This is a genomic window from Burkholderia sp. BE17, assembly GCF_009362305.1.
Lineage (GTDB): Bacteria > Pseudomonadota > Gammaproteobacteria > Burkholderiales > Burkholderiaceae > Burkholderia > Burkholderia pyrrocinia_C.
Window position 1 is genome coordinate 62,670 of record NZ_WHNU01000001.1, and the last position, 13,726, is coordinate 76,395.

The window sequence follows — 13,726 nt, forward strand, 5'->3', positions numbered from 1 at the left end:
TCAGATCAGGGGGGCGGCACTGTGTATCTGAGCCCGTGCTGGATCGCCTAGCCTCGCGGATCAGCCCGACGGCGATCCAAGCTCTTGTCACGCGGTCAGCAATCGGCCCAATGGCTCCTTTCGCGCATCGCACCGAGCGCTCCATTTGGGGACAGTAACAGGAAATTCGAGATAAGAGAGCCGGTTTCCGCTCAATCAAGGGGCAGCCAGTCCTGGATGGACGCACCGCGGCTATGAAGGCAACTTACAACGGGAGGATTCGAACGCGCTGGCCATACAGCCGAGGCCTCCCGCTCGGCCCGGGTGGAAGATCTGTCAACACGAACGCTTTACCGTCCCCCGGCCCACCGCCATCGTCAAAGCCCTTGATCTGACCGCTGGCTTGACGTGAATGGACTGGTCCTTGTCGCGAGCGAAATAGCTGACCAGATAGTCTGTCAATCGCGTCACCTGACGCTCGTTATGACCGGCAAGCGTATCCAATGCCCATCGCCCCTGCCTTTTCAGTTGTTGTTGGTAATCCGGCGAGTGACAGCTAAACACGAGGCCCCTACCCTGGGTTGCGCGTAACCACCGGCGGCAGATGACGTCAATCACCGCACTCGTCGTGACGCGCGCTGGCCGGTCGGCGTCGAGGAAAAAGCAGCAATGAAAGTGGTTTGCGCCGCGTACTCCCCGCTCCATCTTGCTGATATAGCCGTGCATATACTGAAAGGTTTGTTTGTCCACGTCACGGTAGATGTTGGCGAAAAATCGCGCCCTGTCCTGCATGGCGACCCGGGTGTCAATTCGTGCACGTGACTCTGGTTTGCCTTCTGGGCAGTCAGATTGCACGAATACGTACGCCCACTCGCTGGTATCCGCCACCCATCGTCCGTATGGAAGGGCATCAGCGAGCGCGAAAACGCTCTCCTGGTACTGGAAATCCACCCGGATCGGTTCCAGTCTATCCCCGCGACTTAGCAGTTTCGGCACGTATTCTTCGATCGACTCGGCTTGGCTGCGCTCCGTGTCGCTCTTCCACCTCCGCGTTTGCAGCCATGTGTCCTGCAGTCGCGCACGGGTACGAAGCATTTGAACGAAGTCGTTGAACACCTCCGCTTCAAGCAGTGGCACAACCGGCAGAGGCGAGCTTGGATTTCGGAAGGAGCAATGACGCAACCACGGATGCTGCTGGAAACTTGCTTGAAACAATCGCAAGAGCGGACTGTAGGCATATCCCGGCATCACAATGCTCATGAAATCTTGCATTCCATGAAAATAATAATCCAGCGAATTGAGGCCATGAACAATCAAAGTGTTGGGTGACGCATATTTGGTTGCACCAGCGTGATGAAGCTCGAAAGGTACGTGCTCGGTTGACAGGACAGCCCTTAGAAACGACAACAGCTCGTCGATGACAAAGCCATATTCACCAACCTCCCAGAACCGTGGACTGACAGCAGCCGGTTGCCGCCCACCACATTGGACTGAATTTTTCGCTTGCATGATTCACCTGTGTTTGATCTCTCAGGTGATTCAGTGTCAATGTAATAAACAGCAACGTTGACCATCTCATCTACGGCCAACAATTAAAGCACGTCGCTTGACTCACTCCCTCAATGCAACAGGCATAGGTACTCATTCCAATTCTTCCATATCTTAAATTAGAGATGTAACGAGGAACCCCACGAGAACCAAAACGAATCTCGGTGCAAAGCCGTATGCGTGACGTGTGGTTTTCCGAGGAAATACAGCCTTCCAAGCGATTACCGGAATACCGAGTTATCCCGATTAGCATCTAGTTGGGTGAGTCTCCCGGTGACGGTTACCCGTGCTGCCACTTGGCCCTGGCGCTAGTTCTCCTACCAACCGACGCGGTCGCTCCGAGCAGAATCCAGTCGAAGAATTTGCCGTTGTAGACGCAGCGATCGCCCACGCTCAATCGCGGCGCGTGGTGGCGTGTTGACTTCGGACCCGGCGACCTGACGCTGGGGGACATGCCTAGAGGGCTCTCACAACATGCATTGGATAAGACAACGTCTGGATTCTGACCGTTACCTGGTACCTAATCCGCGAGAAGCCCGAAAACTTGGGGCATCGAGCCACAATCAATACTCTATTGAACATCTAGAGATCCCCTAGGATCAATCCTGTCAGACTCTTGCAGGATTCTTGCAAAAATCCCAAACGATTCCTGTGTAGATTGAGTATGATTCCCTAGTCTACGTTGCGAGATAGAACATGACTATCAAACTGAATGGAGCATTAGGCCGAGTCGCCGAACTGTGGGGTGAGCCGCCCTCGCAGCGAGAGATGAAATGGCTGTGGATGTGGCTGAAGTATTTTTTTCCGCACCGACCGACCCCATCTATACAGCGAGGCGCGCAGCTTGTTGAATCGATAGTTGAGGTCAAATCACTTATTTTGGACGGAGATATTGACGCAGAACTCGAGCAATTACTGAGACAGCAAGCCACATCTATCTCAAGGTTACAGACGGAACGACTATTCAATCAAACGGACGATTTCAACTGGATAGATTCCGACGATCGTCAACTTTACTGGCTGATCGACCACATCCATAATTTTCTTGGAATTCGAGTACCAGATGCTGAAGCCCGCCTCAGCAGACGCGACTATTTTATTTGCTTGATGGACGTTACTCTATTGCCAGTACTTGATAAGCGAAATTATCTTTCACGGCTTCATCAAGCATGGCTTATGCACTTGAAGGATACGCCATATCTGAATTGGTTTAGCGGCGACGACGAGATAGCCCGATGCGATTTCGCATGGCAGATTATCGATTCCCGATTGGGATCTATGATCGGTCAGGAATTCAAGAAATATCAGGGCGGCGCGGGGGTGAAATGTTATTTCGATTCACTCCAGGCATCGGAGTATGAAAAGAGGAGCCACGTCGATCACATCAAAAAACTCTGGGGCCAGCGCAAATATCGTGAAAAATTGGAAAAGAACAAGGTCCGTCAGAGGAATTTTGTCCTGTCCGATGTAACCATAAAGAACTTGGACAAGCTAGCCAAGGAGCTTCACGTATCTCGTACCGAGGCGCTGGAGCGGCTAATTGAACTCGCTGCCAAGCATGGGATGCCCAGTGCACCGGCGTGGTCTAGCGCGACACTCGACTCGCCCGGCGCCGGAAATTATTGACTGCGCGGTCTCGCGCATACCGCGCTGAGCTTGTGGAGGCAATTAGCCCACGTCCGCATTATTTGCCGACGTGGCACCAAGGATTCTGTTCGGTTGTAGGTATCTGCGTGGCGGGGCAAGTGTCGCCGGACATTGTCTCCGCAACGCGCATACACAATGGACTAGGCAACCTGCCCTCTAGGCGACTCAGCTTACCCGCTGACGCGAACCAGCTACTCGTTGCCCAGCTTTTCAAGATTCCGGCCGCCACCGCCCAGTAACCTTCTGACATCTGCTACCGGCCATAGCAACCGACGATTTGGGAGCTTCGTAGGCCTGATACCGAGGTAGCTGCCATCCAGGGAATGACGCTTGCGGATCGATTGAGGATCGATAGCCAGAATAGCCGCCAACTCTTCCGTGGATACGTGATCCCGATTTGCCGGAATCGGCATCGGGACACGAGACGCACTCTTTTCCACCTTGTTCGGCATCGGAGCGCTCACCGATGAATCGCTGGACAACTGTCCTGCAAGGACGTGGATTGCGCGGATCGTCTCTGCCGACTGAGCAGCGTACTCAGCAACAGCAAGCGGAATCAAATCGGGTTGATCGGTTTGCGCCTTGCCGCCACTAATGACGTCGAAAATGAGATGCATCCAATCCGTCTCAATGTCAACGTCCTGACACCAGGCGATGAACTCGTGGGGGGCAAGCTGAGTCGGCGTAATCGTGCCGTCTTCCTCGTCACCTTGGCAGCGCCATTCCCACAGCCTCATGATTTCGCGAGCCTTGACCCACCGGTCGATCACCTCTCCCTCGAACGGCTTGCCGTCGAGTCCGGCTCCAGTGCGCGGGAATTCAGCACATTCCGCCGGCGGCTGAATGCCCGACAAAATCAGCGCACCTTCGACCGGCGTCCACGTTGGTCGGTGGAGATGCTCCTTTAACACGGCATAAAGCTGCCGTGCAGCATCGATGCGCTCTTGAGGTGATTTTGCGTCTTTCATTGCCCCGAGCCGGTAGTCAAAATTGGGGGGCGGCCGCTATCGCCGCCCTGCCTGGCGATTGTAACGTGAGCACCAGCATCTCCCGCCAACAAATGCCCTGATCACTCGCGCCGAAAATCAGCGGGATCCATATTGATCGAGATACCGGCAAAGTGGTTACACAGCGGTTACACGGCGACCACCGAACATACGCTACACGATCAAGGAAATTTGTAAGCACTTGATTTCATTGGCCCGCCCTACTGGATTCGAACCAGTGACCTACGGCTTAGAAGGCCGTTGCTCTATCCAACTGAGCTAAGGGCGGTCGAGGAGAAAAGACACGGCCTGACGCGGACCGCATTCGGCACGGGGGCTTTGAGTAACGGCAACGGCAACGGCTGCGGCAACAGCACCACCCAACTCAACGCCCCGAAACAAAATGGGCCCGGCATGAAACCGAGCCCGAAATTATACCCGATCATCGCGTCACATCACGCGAGACCGGCCATCGCGGCATCAAACCGGCTGCGGATGCAGCATGAACCAGCCGAGACAGAACACGCCGGCGATCACGCAATACACGCCGAACGACGCGAGCCGGCCGCGCCCTTCGAAATAGCGCATCAGGAACCGCACGCTCAGGTACGCGGCGATCGCCGTCAGCACGCCGCCGAGCAGCGCATCGGCGAGCTGGTCGCGCGCATGGAACAGCTTCGGCAGTTCGAGCACGCCCGCCGCGAAGATGATCGGCGTGCCGAGCAGGAACGAGAATTCCGCCGCCTTTTCGGCCGTCAACCCGGCGGCGTTGCCGGCGATCATCGTCAGCCCGCTGCGCGAGAAGCCCGGAATCAGCGCGCCGATCTGCGCGAGGCCCACGAAGAACGCCTGCTTGAACGTCATCTTCTCGGGCGCCTGATGCGCACGGCTGCGCTGGATGCGATCGCCGAGCCACAGCAGCGCGCCGTTCACGATCAGCGCGATCGCGACGATCCGCAGGTCGTGAAACACGCGTTCGATGCGCTTCTCGAGGAGCAGCCCGACGATTCCGGTCGGGATCGTACCGATGATCAGCGCCCACATCAGGTGCCCGTCGTCGTTCTTGCGGCCGCCGAGCTGCGCGAAGAAACCGCCGATCAGCGCGACCCAGCGCGCGCGGAAGTACCACAGCAGCGCCAGCGCGGTGCCGAGGTGGAGCGCGACGAGGAACGGCAGCAGTTGCGGCGCGTGCTTGTCGATATGCATGCCGAACAGCGCCGGCACGAGCAGCGTATGGCCAAGGCTGCTGACGGGGAAGAGTTCGGTGACGCCCTGCAGGACGCTCAGGAATACCAGAAACCAGAGACTCACGCGTCGGTCCTTTTAGTGGAGATTAAGCGGGAAGAAAGACGGACGACGCAATGCGCATCCGAAAAAACGCGCCCCGATTATGCCGAGCCAGGATTACTGCGCCAAGGCATTTGGCCGGATATTGCGGCAATGCACACAAACGCTTGCAATTTGTAAGCGTACAGAAAGCAAAAAGCCCGCCATTTGCATGGCGGGCCTTTCGACTTCGGCAGGAATTGCCGTCAGCGGCCGAGCTGATAGAAAAATAATACCGTGCTGCCGGTGAACATGCCGAACAGTGCGATACCCATTGCCATTGCCAGATCCATGGCCCCCTCCACGAAGTGTCATGACCCGGCAACATCACCGGTTTAGAGGCATTATCCAGACCGTTGGCAGTGTTAAAAACTCGCAATTTCCCGAGAAGGGTTTTCCCCGACCCGCCGCGGCCCGATAATGGAGCGCGCCGTGTCCCGTCCACCCGCCCAACCCGATTCGCCATGCCGATCTTCCAGCAACACGACATTCACGAACTTCACGCCGGCCCGTCGCTCGTCCGGGTCGCCCCGCAATTCGGCGGCCGCCTGCTGTCATGGCACGTCGACGGCGAACCGGTCATCTTCTGGCCGGAAACGGCCGACTGGAGCAACCTCGCGCGCGTGCGCGGCGGCAATCCGCTGCTGTTCCCGTTCCTCGGCCGCCACCGCGTCGACGGCGAACTCGGCCGTTGGCGCGACGCCGCCGGCGTGGTCCGCGACCTGCCGATGCACGGCTTCGCGCGCGACCTGCCGTTCGCCGCGCATCCGTCGGCCGACGGCGCCGCCTTGTCGATGACGCTCGACGCGAACGACGCGCTGCGCGCGAGCTACCCGTTCGATTTCCGGTTCGAAACGACCTACCGGCTGGCCGACGCGCATACGCTCGAGGTCGCGCTCACGACGACCAATCGCGGCGACACGCCACTGCCCTACTACGCGGGCCACCACTTCTATTTCGCGTTGCCGCACGGCGAACGCGCCGACACGACACTCGAGCTGCCGCCGACTCGCATCTGCCAACAACGCGCAGACGGCCCGATCAGCCCGCTCGAACCCGGTGAAGCGCGCTACCGCCTCGACGATCCGGACATACTCGATCGCTTCCACTGCCTCGACGGCGAGCCGTCCGCGCCGGTACGCATCGTGATGCCGGGCCGCCGCCGTGCGATCGAGATCGCGCTCGACGTGCCGGGCTCGATCCCGTGGTACGCGGTCACGACCTGGACCGAAAAACCGGAGTCGGACTTCTACTGCGTCGAGCCGTGGCTCGGCCTGCCCGATGCGATCCACAACGGCCTCGGGCTGCGCATGCTCGCGCCCGGCGCGACCGAAACGGCCACGCTGCAAATCCGCGTGATCCCGCTCGCAGGCTGAAACGGGCGCGCCGAAACAGCGCGCGATGGCGTCGACCACGGCCCCAAACTGCGGTGCGCGGGTCGAACCCGTTAAAATCGGACGTTTTGTGTTGCCTGCCGCGTCGTGCGCGGCAGGGTCTTGCGAGGTTCAATGTTCGGAACAACAACGAAGCGACTCTTCGCAGCCGCCTGCGCCGCCCTGCTCGTCGCGTGCGGCTCCGCGCCCGTCGGCCCCGGGTTCTACCGCGTCGAGCGCGGCGATACGCTCTACAAGATCGCGCGCGACAACCGCACGTCGGTGCAGAACATCGTGCGCTGGAACCAGATGACGAACCCCGATGCGATCGAAGTCGGCCAGGTGCTGCGCGTCGCGCCGCCGGCCGGCACGACCACCGCATCGACGCCGTCGACCACCGGCACCGGCAGCGCGGGCCGCGCCCGCCCCGCGCCTTCCGCGCCGGTCGAATCGGCCGTCAAGCCGGCCACGAGCATTTCGCTGGTCTGGCCGGCGGCCGGCAATGTGGTCCGCCCATTCGACGGCTCGAAATCCAAGGGTATCGACATCGCGAACTCGCCGGGCACGCCGGTGATCGCGGCCGCGCCAGGCGTCGTGGTCTATGCGGGTAACGGGCTGCGCGGCTACGGCAACCTGATCATCCTGAAGCACAACGCCGACTACCTGACCGCGTACGCGCACAACCGCGCGCTGCTGGTGAAGGAAGGCCAGTCGGTCACGCAGGGGCAGTCGATCGCGGAGATGGGCAACAGCGACAGCGATCGCGTCGCGCTGCATTTCGAGTTGCGCTACGGCGGCCGCTCGATCGATCCGTCACGCTACCTGCCGGCGCGCTGAGCGCACGACAACCGGCGCGCGATGCCGGTGTGCATCGCGTGCCGTCTCGGGCAAAATCGGGAAGGTCGAATCAGCGCTTGCGCAGACGGCCGGTAAACCGGCCGGACAGCGGATCGACGTGACGGGCAAACTCCACCAGCACGCCGATTCCGATCAGGCTGAACCCCGCAGCAATCAGAAGCAAATCCATGGTCCTATCACTGTTGTGTCGTGATCTTATGCGTCATTGTGGAATCGTGCACTGAGCCGTGGCTATTGGACGAGTCCGAACATTCCCTATCAGCAGTCACCATTGTCGATTCGTCTGCATGAAACCCTGATGTAATCCGTGCGCCCGACGCCACGCTCGACACCCAGGAGACAACCCGATGCTGCCCGCCGCCGACCGCTACGACGACCTGCTCTCCCGCTTCCGGTGGGCCGTTCCGGCCCGCTACAACATCGGCGTGGACGTCTGCGACAAATGGGCCGACGGCAGCGGACGGCTCGCACTGATCCACGAAACCGCGCAAGGCGACGTGATTCGACTCACGTTCGACGACCTGAGGAATGCTTCTAACCGGCTCGCGAACAGCTTTGCGCGCGCCGGCCTGCGACGCGGCGACCGGATCGGCATCTTTCTCGCACAGGGCCCGGAAACGGCCATCGCTCATCTTGCCGCATACAAGCTCGGCGCAATCGCGGTGCCCCTCTTCACGCTGTTCGGCGTCGATGCACTCGAATACCGGCTCGCGAACAGCGAAGCATCCGCGCTCGTCACCGACGCGGCCGGCTACGCGAAAATCGCGCCGCTGCGCGCGCAACTGCCGGCACTGCATACCGTCTACTGCATCGGCGACGATGCGCCCGACGCGCCGGGCGTGCTGCGCTACGACGCGGCGCTCGCCGCCGAAACGCCCGACTTCGAGCCGGCCGATACGGCCGCCGACGATCCGGCGGTGATCATCTATACGTCCGGCACGACCGGCAAACCGAAAGGCGCGCTGCACGCGCATCGCGTGCTGCTGGGCCACCTGCCGGGCGTCGAGATGTCGCAGCAATGCTTCCCGCGCGACGCGCGCCTGTTCTGGACGCCCGCCGACTGGGCATGGATCGGCGGCCTGCTCGACGTGCTGCTGCCGTCCTGGCATCACGGCGTGCCCGTGCTCGCCCGCCGCTTCGAGAAGTTCGACGGCGACGCGGCGTTCGCGCTGATGGCACGGCATGGCGTGACCCACGCGTTCCTGCCGCCCACCGCGCTGAAGCTGATGCGTGCCGTCGCGGCGCCGCGCGAGCGCTACGCGCTGTCGCTGAAATCGGTCGCGAGCGGCGGGGAATCGCTCGGCACCGAGTTGACGGCCTGGGGGCGCGACGCGCTCGGCGTGACGATCAACGAGTTCTACGGGCAGACCGAATGCAACATGGTGCTGTCGTCGTGCGCGGCGCTGTTCGATGCGCGGCCGGGCGCGATCGGCAAGGCTGTGCCCGGTCATGCGGTCGCGATCGTCGACGCCAACGGCACGCCGCTGCCGCCCGGCGTCGAAGGACGCATCGCGGTGCGCCGCCCCGACCCGGTGATGTTCCTCGAATACTGGCGCAATCCCGGCGCGACACGCGACAAGTTCGCGGGCGACTACCTGCTCACCGGCGATACGGGCGTGATCGACGCCGACGGCTTCGTGCGCTTCGTCGGCCGCGACGACGACGTGATCACGAGCGCCGGCTACCGGATCGGCCCGGGCCCGATCGAGGACTGTCTGCTCACGCATCCGGCGGTGCGAATGGCGGCCGTCGTCGGCGTACCCGACGCGACGCGCACCGAGATCGTCAAGGCGTTCGTCGTGCTGAACCCCGGCCACGTCGGCGACGATGCGCTCGTCAGCGCACTGCAGGCCCATGTGCGCACACGGCTCGCCGCGCACGAGTATCCGCGCGCGATCGCGTTCGTCGACAGCCTGCCGATGACCGCGACCGGCAAGATCGTGCGCCGCGCGCTGCGCGACGCGTGAGCCGCCCACCGCCGGCTCTGCCCGCCCGGTCGGATGGTTTATAGTGGCGCCACGCAGTCTTTCCAAAAAACCGATGTCCTCTGAACGCCAATCCGCCGCGGGCGCGTCGCACAGCCCGCTCTACGCCAAACTCCTCGGCGAGACCGCCAAGATCGACTGGTGCGATCTCGAGCGCTTCTTCGCGCAGGGCAAGCTGCTGTCGGTCGCGCGCGACCTCGATCTTGTCAGCGTCGCGGAAGCGATCGCCGGCGACGAAGCCGAACAGGTCACGCGCTGGCTGTCTGCCGGCCTCGTCGCGCGCATGCCGGCTGAAACCGCCGCCGACTACGCGGCGCGCAACCCGGAGCTGTGGGCGGTCGTCGTGTCGCCATGGGTCTGCGTGCAGGAACGCGCCTGACGCGTCCGCCATGTCCGAATCCGCGTTACCGCACGGGGCCGCCGCTGGCTCGGCCACCGTCACGCACCGGCGCGTCCTCGCGCTCGCCTTTCCGATCGTCCTTGCGAACCTGACCCAGCCGATCCTCGGTGCCGTCGACACGGCCGTCGCCGGCCACCTCGACGGCGCGCAGTATCTCGGCGGCGTCGCGCTCGGCGGGCTGTTCTTCAATTTCGTGTTCTGGGGCTTCGGCTTCCTGCGGATGGGGACGACCGGCCTCGTCGCACAGGCGCACGGCGCCGGCGATGACGCAGGCATCCGCCTGAACCTGCTGCGCGCGTTGATCGTCGCATTCGCGCTCGGTGCCGCGGTGCTCGCGCTGCAGGTGCCGCTGCTGTCGTTCGCGCTGAGCGCGCTCGGCGGCAGCGATGCCGTCCGCGCGACGGCCCTCGCGTACAGCCACGCGAGGATTTGGAGCGCACCGTTCGCGCTCGCGAACTACGTCGTGCTCGGCTACCTGCTCGGCATGCAGCGCGTCCGGCTCGCGCTCGTCGCGCAGGTGTTCATCAATGCGGTGAACATCGGCGCCGTGCTGCTCTACGTATATGGCTTCGGCTGGGGCATCACCGGCATCGGCGCCGCGACCGCCACCGCGGATGCGTGCGGCTTCGCGCTCGGCGCGTGGATGCTGTGGCGGCTGCGGCCGCGCGGCCTCGGGCCAATTGCCGCGCGTGCGCTCGCCGACCGCGTGGCGCTCAAGCGGCTGATAGCGCTCAATCGCGACATCTTCCTGCGCACGCTGTGCCTGCTCGGCGCATTCGGCTGGTTCGCGCACCTCGGTGCGAAACAGGGCGACGCGACGCTCGCGGCGAACGCGCTGCTGCTAAATTTCCAGACCTTCATGGCGTACGGCCTCGACGGCTTCGCGCATGCGGCCGAGGCACTCGTCGGCGCGGCGGCCGGCGCGCGCGACCGCCGCGCATTCCGGCAGGCCGTGCGCGTCACGCTGTTCTGGTCGGCACTCGGCGCGCTGCTGTTCGCGCTCGTTTACTGGGCCGCCGGCGGCTGGATCGTCGCGCGCCTGACCGATCAGGCCGAGATCCGCGCAGTCGCGCTGCGCTACCTGCCGTGGGCCGCGATCTCGCCGGTCGTGTCCGTCTGGGGCTTCCTGCTCGACGGCGTGTTCATCGGCGCCACGCAGACGCAATCGCTGATGCGCGCGATGGTCGTGTCGTTCTCGATCTTCATCGCGGCGACGCTCGCCGCCGTCGGCACGTTCGGCAATCACGGCCTCTGGTTCGCGCTGCTGCTGTTCATGGCCGCGCGCGGCGCGACGCTCGCGCGCTACCTGCCGGGGCTGTTGCGGCGCATGGGCGCCGACGCGCACGCCGCACCCGCGGCCCGCGCCTGACCGCCGGCCGGGCCGACCGTTACTGAGTCGGCTTCGGGGGCGGCGCGTCGAGCATCGACGGCGGCGTCATGTCGGTCGGCACGCCGTGATAGTCGGCCGGATCTTCCGGCGGGTGGCCGCGGCGGGCCTGACGAGGATCGCTGGTGCAGCCGGCGAGAAGCGCTGCGGCCAGCACGGCCAGCATGAAACGGGGCATCGGGTATCACTCCGAAAATCGGCGCGCCCATCGCGCGCCAGGACCGCGCCGAGTCTAGCGGAAATCCGGTTTCGAGGTCGCGCCGCGCATGTCCTACTATGTACGAATGGCGCTGTGCCGAGGAAAGGAGGCTGCCATGTCGTCTGAGGAAATTGCGGGCCTGATCGGCCTGTTCATCGGCCTGATGGTGCTGGCCGCGCTGTCGTACTTCGAGGCGCGCGAATACAAGCGCAGCCATGACGGCGAAGGGATGATCCACCACTGGATGGCGGAACACCACCTGCTCGACTGGCGGCGCAAGCACTGAGCGAGCCGCCCTGCCATCCGGCCGGCGTCGAACCCGAGCCGTTTGCGAACGTGCCGCCCCGTGGCACGGCAGGAGTCGTGCATCGTCGAATTTGACAGGGCTGGATACACTCACGTTGACTGAATACACGAACGCCGTCGCGCGACCGACTGCCGCGCGACGGCGTTCGCATGTGCGCGCCCAGGACGGGCGCGACGCGATTCAGACGGCTCAGCCCAGGAAGTGGCGGGCGTAGCGCGCGTTGATGTCGGACAGGCGGAACAGCGTCAGGAAATCCGCGCAATTGAAATCGGGATCCCAGGCCGGCGCGCCGCAGATCTTCGCGCCGAGGCGCAGGTAACCCTTGATCAGCGGCGGCGGCGCCACGACGGTGCCCGTCTGCAGTTCGTCGACCGGCAGTGCCGTATGCGGGAACGCGCGGTACTCGGGCGCCGTCAGCGAACTCGCCGACAACGACTGGTACAGGTTTGCAGCATAGTGGCCGCCGTCGGCCATCGACACGCTCGCGCAGCCGAGCATCGTCTCGTAGCCGTTCTGCATCATGTACGCGCCGAGGCCACCCCACAGCGCCATGATGACGGCGCCGCTGCGGTAGTCGCTGTGCACGCACGAGCGGCCGACCTCGACCATCTTGCCGCGCAGGTGCGTGAGGCGCGACAGGTCGAATTCGCCTTCGGCATACAGGCGGCCGACACGCGCCGCCTGGTGCGGCGGCAGCACGCGATAGGTGCCGACGACCTTCAGCGTATCGAGATCGCGCACCAGCAGGTGGTCGCAGTACGCATCGAACGGATCGACGTCGAGACCGGAGGGGCCGCTGACCTGCGCGCCCATCTCTTCGGCGAACACGCTGTAACGCAGGCGTTGCGCTTCGCGCAATTCGTCTTCCGTGCGGGCCCACGCAGCGCGCAGGCGATACTCCGATGTGACGGTTTCAGCAGCGCGCGGCAGGCGGCGCCGCGACGTGTCGAGGGGCAGCGAGGCAAAGGGGAGCGTAGGCGTCGGCAGTTCTCGCATTAGGCTTTCCTGGTCGTAAGGAATAGGACGACATGCCCGCCAATGTAGTAATCGGCCGTGACCGTTATGTGGCACGACCGTGTCCTTTCAATGACGTGTCGCCGAAATGACTTTAGCAGAAAGCTTGCGAAACCGTCTGATGAATCCCTTTACCCCCCGTCAGGCCTGCTTCATGCGAGTTCCGGCGCCAATACCGCGCGCAGCACGGCCTGCCGGCTGCCGTCACGCGTGCGGCTCGCGAGCCACACGATTGCGCCCTTCTTGATACTCCAGCTGTCGTCGCTGCCGGCGATCAGTTGCGCGGCGACGCTGCCGAGCGTCGGCTGGTGCCCGACGATCACGACCGTCGGCGCGACGCCTTCCGGCCAGCCGGCTGCCGCCAGCACGTCGTCGACGCTGCCGCCCGGTGCGAGCGCGTCGATGGTCCGGTACTGGTCGGTCAGCGCCTCGGCGGTCTGCACGGTGCGGGCCGCCGGGCTCGCGAGGATCATGGCGTTCGTCTCGAGCCGGCCCCGCAGCCATTTGGCCATCGCCTGCGCGTCCTTGCGGCCACGAACGGTCAGTTGGCGCGCGAGATCGCTCGTCGCGTAGTCTTCGGCTTCCGCGTGGCGCCACAGGATCAGGTTCATCATGATGTTCTCCTTGCTTCGGCGAGCGGCCCCGCGCACGTGCATGCGGGCCGGCCGATCATCGTGCGAATTGTCGCAAATCGTGGCCGGTTCACCGTCGCGGCAT

13 protein-coding genes and 1 tRNA gene are annotated in these 13,726 nt (G+C 63.3%); 7 read left to right on the forward strand and 7 right to left on the reverse strand.

Annotated elements, in window-relative coordinates:
- Window positions 1-315 precede the first annotated feature (315 nt).
- Window positions 316-1,488: an inovirus-type Gp2 protein gene (locus GD429_RS00285; protein WP_152855187.1), complete on the reverse strand. Its 1,173-nt coding sequence runs from the start codon at window positions 1,486-1,488 to the stop codon at window positions 316-318.
- Between the two features lie 735 nt (window positions 1,489-2,223).
- Between GD429_RS00285 and GD429_RS00290 the strand changes: the two genes are divergently transcribed.
- Complete coding sequence (locus GD429_RS00290) at window positions 2,224-3,153, forward strand: hypothetical protein (RefSeq protein WP_152855188.1); 930 nt, start codon at window positions 2,224-2,226, stop codon at window positions 3,151-3,153.
- A 212-nt stretch (window positions 3,154-3,365) separates the two neighbouring features.
- Here GD429_RS00290 and GD429_RS00295 read toward each other — a convergent pair whose 3' ends face one another.
- The 3 genes from GD429_RS00295 to GD429_RS00305 form a co-directional block, all read right to left on the reverse strand.
- On the reverse strand, window positions 3,366-4,142 hold the full coding sequence (locus tag GD429_RS00295; RefSeq protein WP_152855189.1) for a hypothetical protein: 777 nt from the start codon (window positions 4,140-4,142) through the stop codon (window positions 3,366-3,368).
- A gap of 230 nt (window positions 4,143-4,372) precedes the next feature.
- Window positions 4,373-4,449 (reverse strand) — tRNA-Arg (locus GD429_RS00300).
- Window positions 4,450-4,640: 191 nt separating this feature from the next.
- Window positions 4,641-5,471: an undecaprenyl-diphosphate phosphatase gene (locus GD429_RS00305; RefSeq protein ID WP_321574301.1), complete on the reverse strand. Its 831-nt coding sequence runs from the start codon at window positions 5,469-5,471 to the stop codon at window positions 4,641-4,643.
- Between the two features lie 479 nt (window positions 5,472-5,950).
- On the opposite strand from GD429_RS00305, the gene GD429_RS00310 reads away from it, so the two are divergent.
- From GD429_RS00310 to GD429_RS00330, 5 genes are all read left to right on the forward strand, one after another.
- On the forward strand, window positions 5,951-6,862 hold the full coding sequence (locus GD429_RS00310; protein ID WP_152855190.1) for an aldose epimerase: 912 nt from the start codon (window positions 5,951-5,953) through the stop codon (window positions 6,860-6,862).
- A gap of 132 nt (window positions 6,863-6,994) precedes the next feature.
- The gene (locus tag GD429_RS00315) at window positions 6,995-7,696 is read left to right on the forward strand and encodes a peptidoglycan DD-metalloendopeptidase family protein (RefSeq protein WP_152855191.1); all 702 of its coding nucleotides are present in this window, start codon (window positions 6,995-6,997) and stop codon (window positions 7,694-7,696) included.
- Between the two features lie 368 nt (window positions 7,697-8,064).
- Window positions 8,065-9,684, forward strand: a complete 1,620-nt coding sequence (locus tag GD429_RS00320; RefSeq protein WP_152855192.1) for an acyl-CoA synthetase — start codon at window positions 8,065-8,067, stop codon at window positions 9,682-9,684.
- A 73-nt stretch (window positions 9,685-9,757) separates the two neighbouring features.
- Window positions 9,758-10,081, forward strand: a complete 324-nt coding sequence (locus tag GD429_RS00325; protein WP_034183291.1) for a DUF2288 domain-containing protein — start codon at window positions 9,758-9,760, stop codon at window positions 10,079-10,081.
- Between the two features lie 10 nt (window positions 10,082-10,091).
- Window positions 10,092-11,471 (forward strand): MATE family efflux transporter, encoded by a 1,380-nt coding sequence (locus GD429_RS00330; RefSeq protein ID WP_152855193.1) that lies wholly within the window; start codon window positions 10,092-10,094, stop codon window positions 11,469-11,471.
- Window positions 11,472-11,490: 19 nt separating this feature from the next.
- Here GD429_RS00330 and GD429_RS40210 read toward each other — a convergent pair whose 3' ends face one another.
- Window positions 11,491-11,667, reverse strand: a complete 177-nt coding sequence (locus GD429_RS40210) for a hypothetical protein (RefSeq protein ID WP_174419116.1) — start codon at window positions 11,665-11,667, stop codon at window positions 11,491-11,493.
- Between the two features lie 136 nt (window positions 11,668-11,803).
- Here GD429_RS40210 and GD429_RS40215 point away from each other — a divergent pair, with 136 nt between their 5' ends.
- Window positions 11,804-11,974, forward strand: coding sequence for a hypothetical protein (locus tag GD429_RS40215; protein WP_174419115.1), 171 nt, complete (start codon window positions 11,804-11,806; stop codon window positions 11,972-11,974).
- A 210-nt stretch (window positions 11,975-12,184) separates the two neighbouring features.
- On the opposite strand, the gene GD429_RS00335 is transcribed toward GD429_RS40215, so the two are convergent.
- The gene (locus GD429_RS00335) at window positions 12,185-12,991 is read right to left on the reverse strand and encodes a GNAT family N-acetyltransferase (protein WP_152855194.1); all 807 of its coding nucleotides are present in this window, start codon (window positions 12,989-12,991) and stop codon (window positions 12,185-12,187) included.
- Window positions 12,992-13,161: 170 nt separating this feature from the next.
- Complete coding sequence (gene sixA / locus GD429_RS00340; RefSeq protein ID WP_152855195.1) at window positions 13,162-13,623, reverse strand: phosphohistidine phosphatase SixA; 462 nt, start codon at window positions 13,621-13,623, stop codon at window positions 13,162-13,164.
- Between the last annotated feature and the right edge of the window lie 103 nt (window positions 13,624-13,726).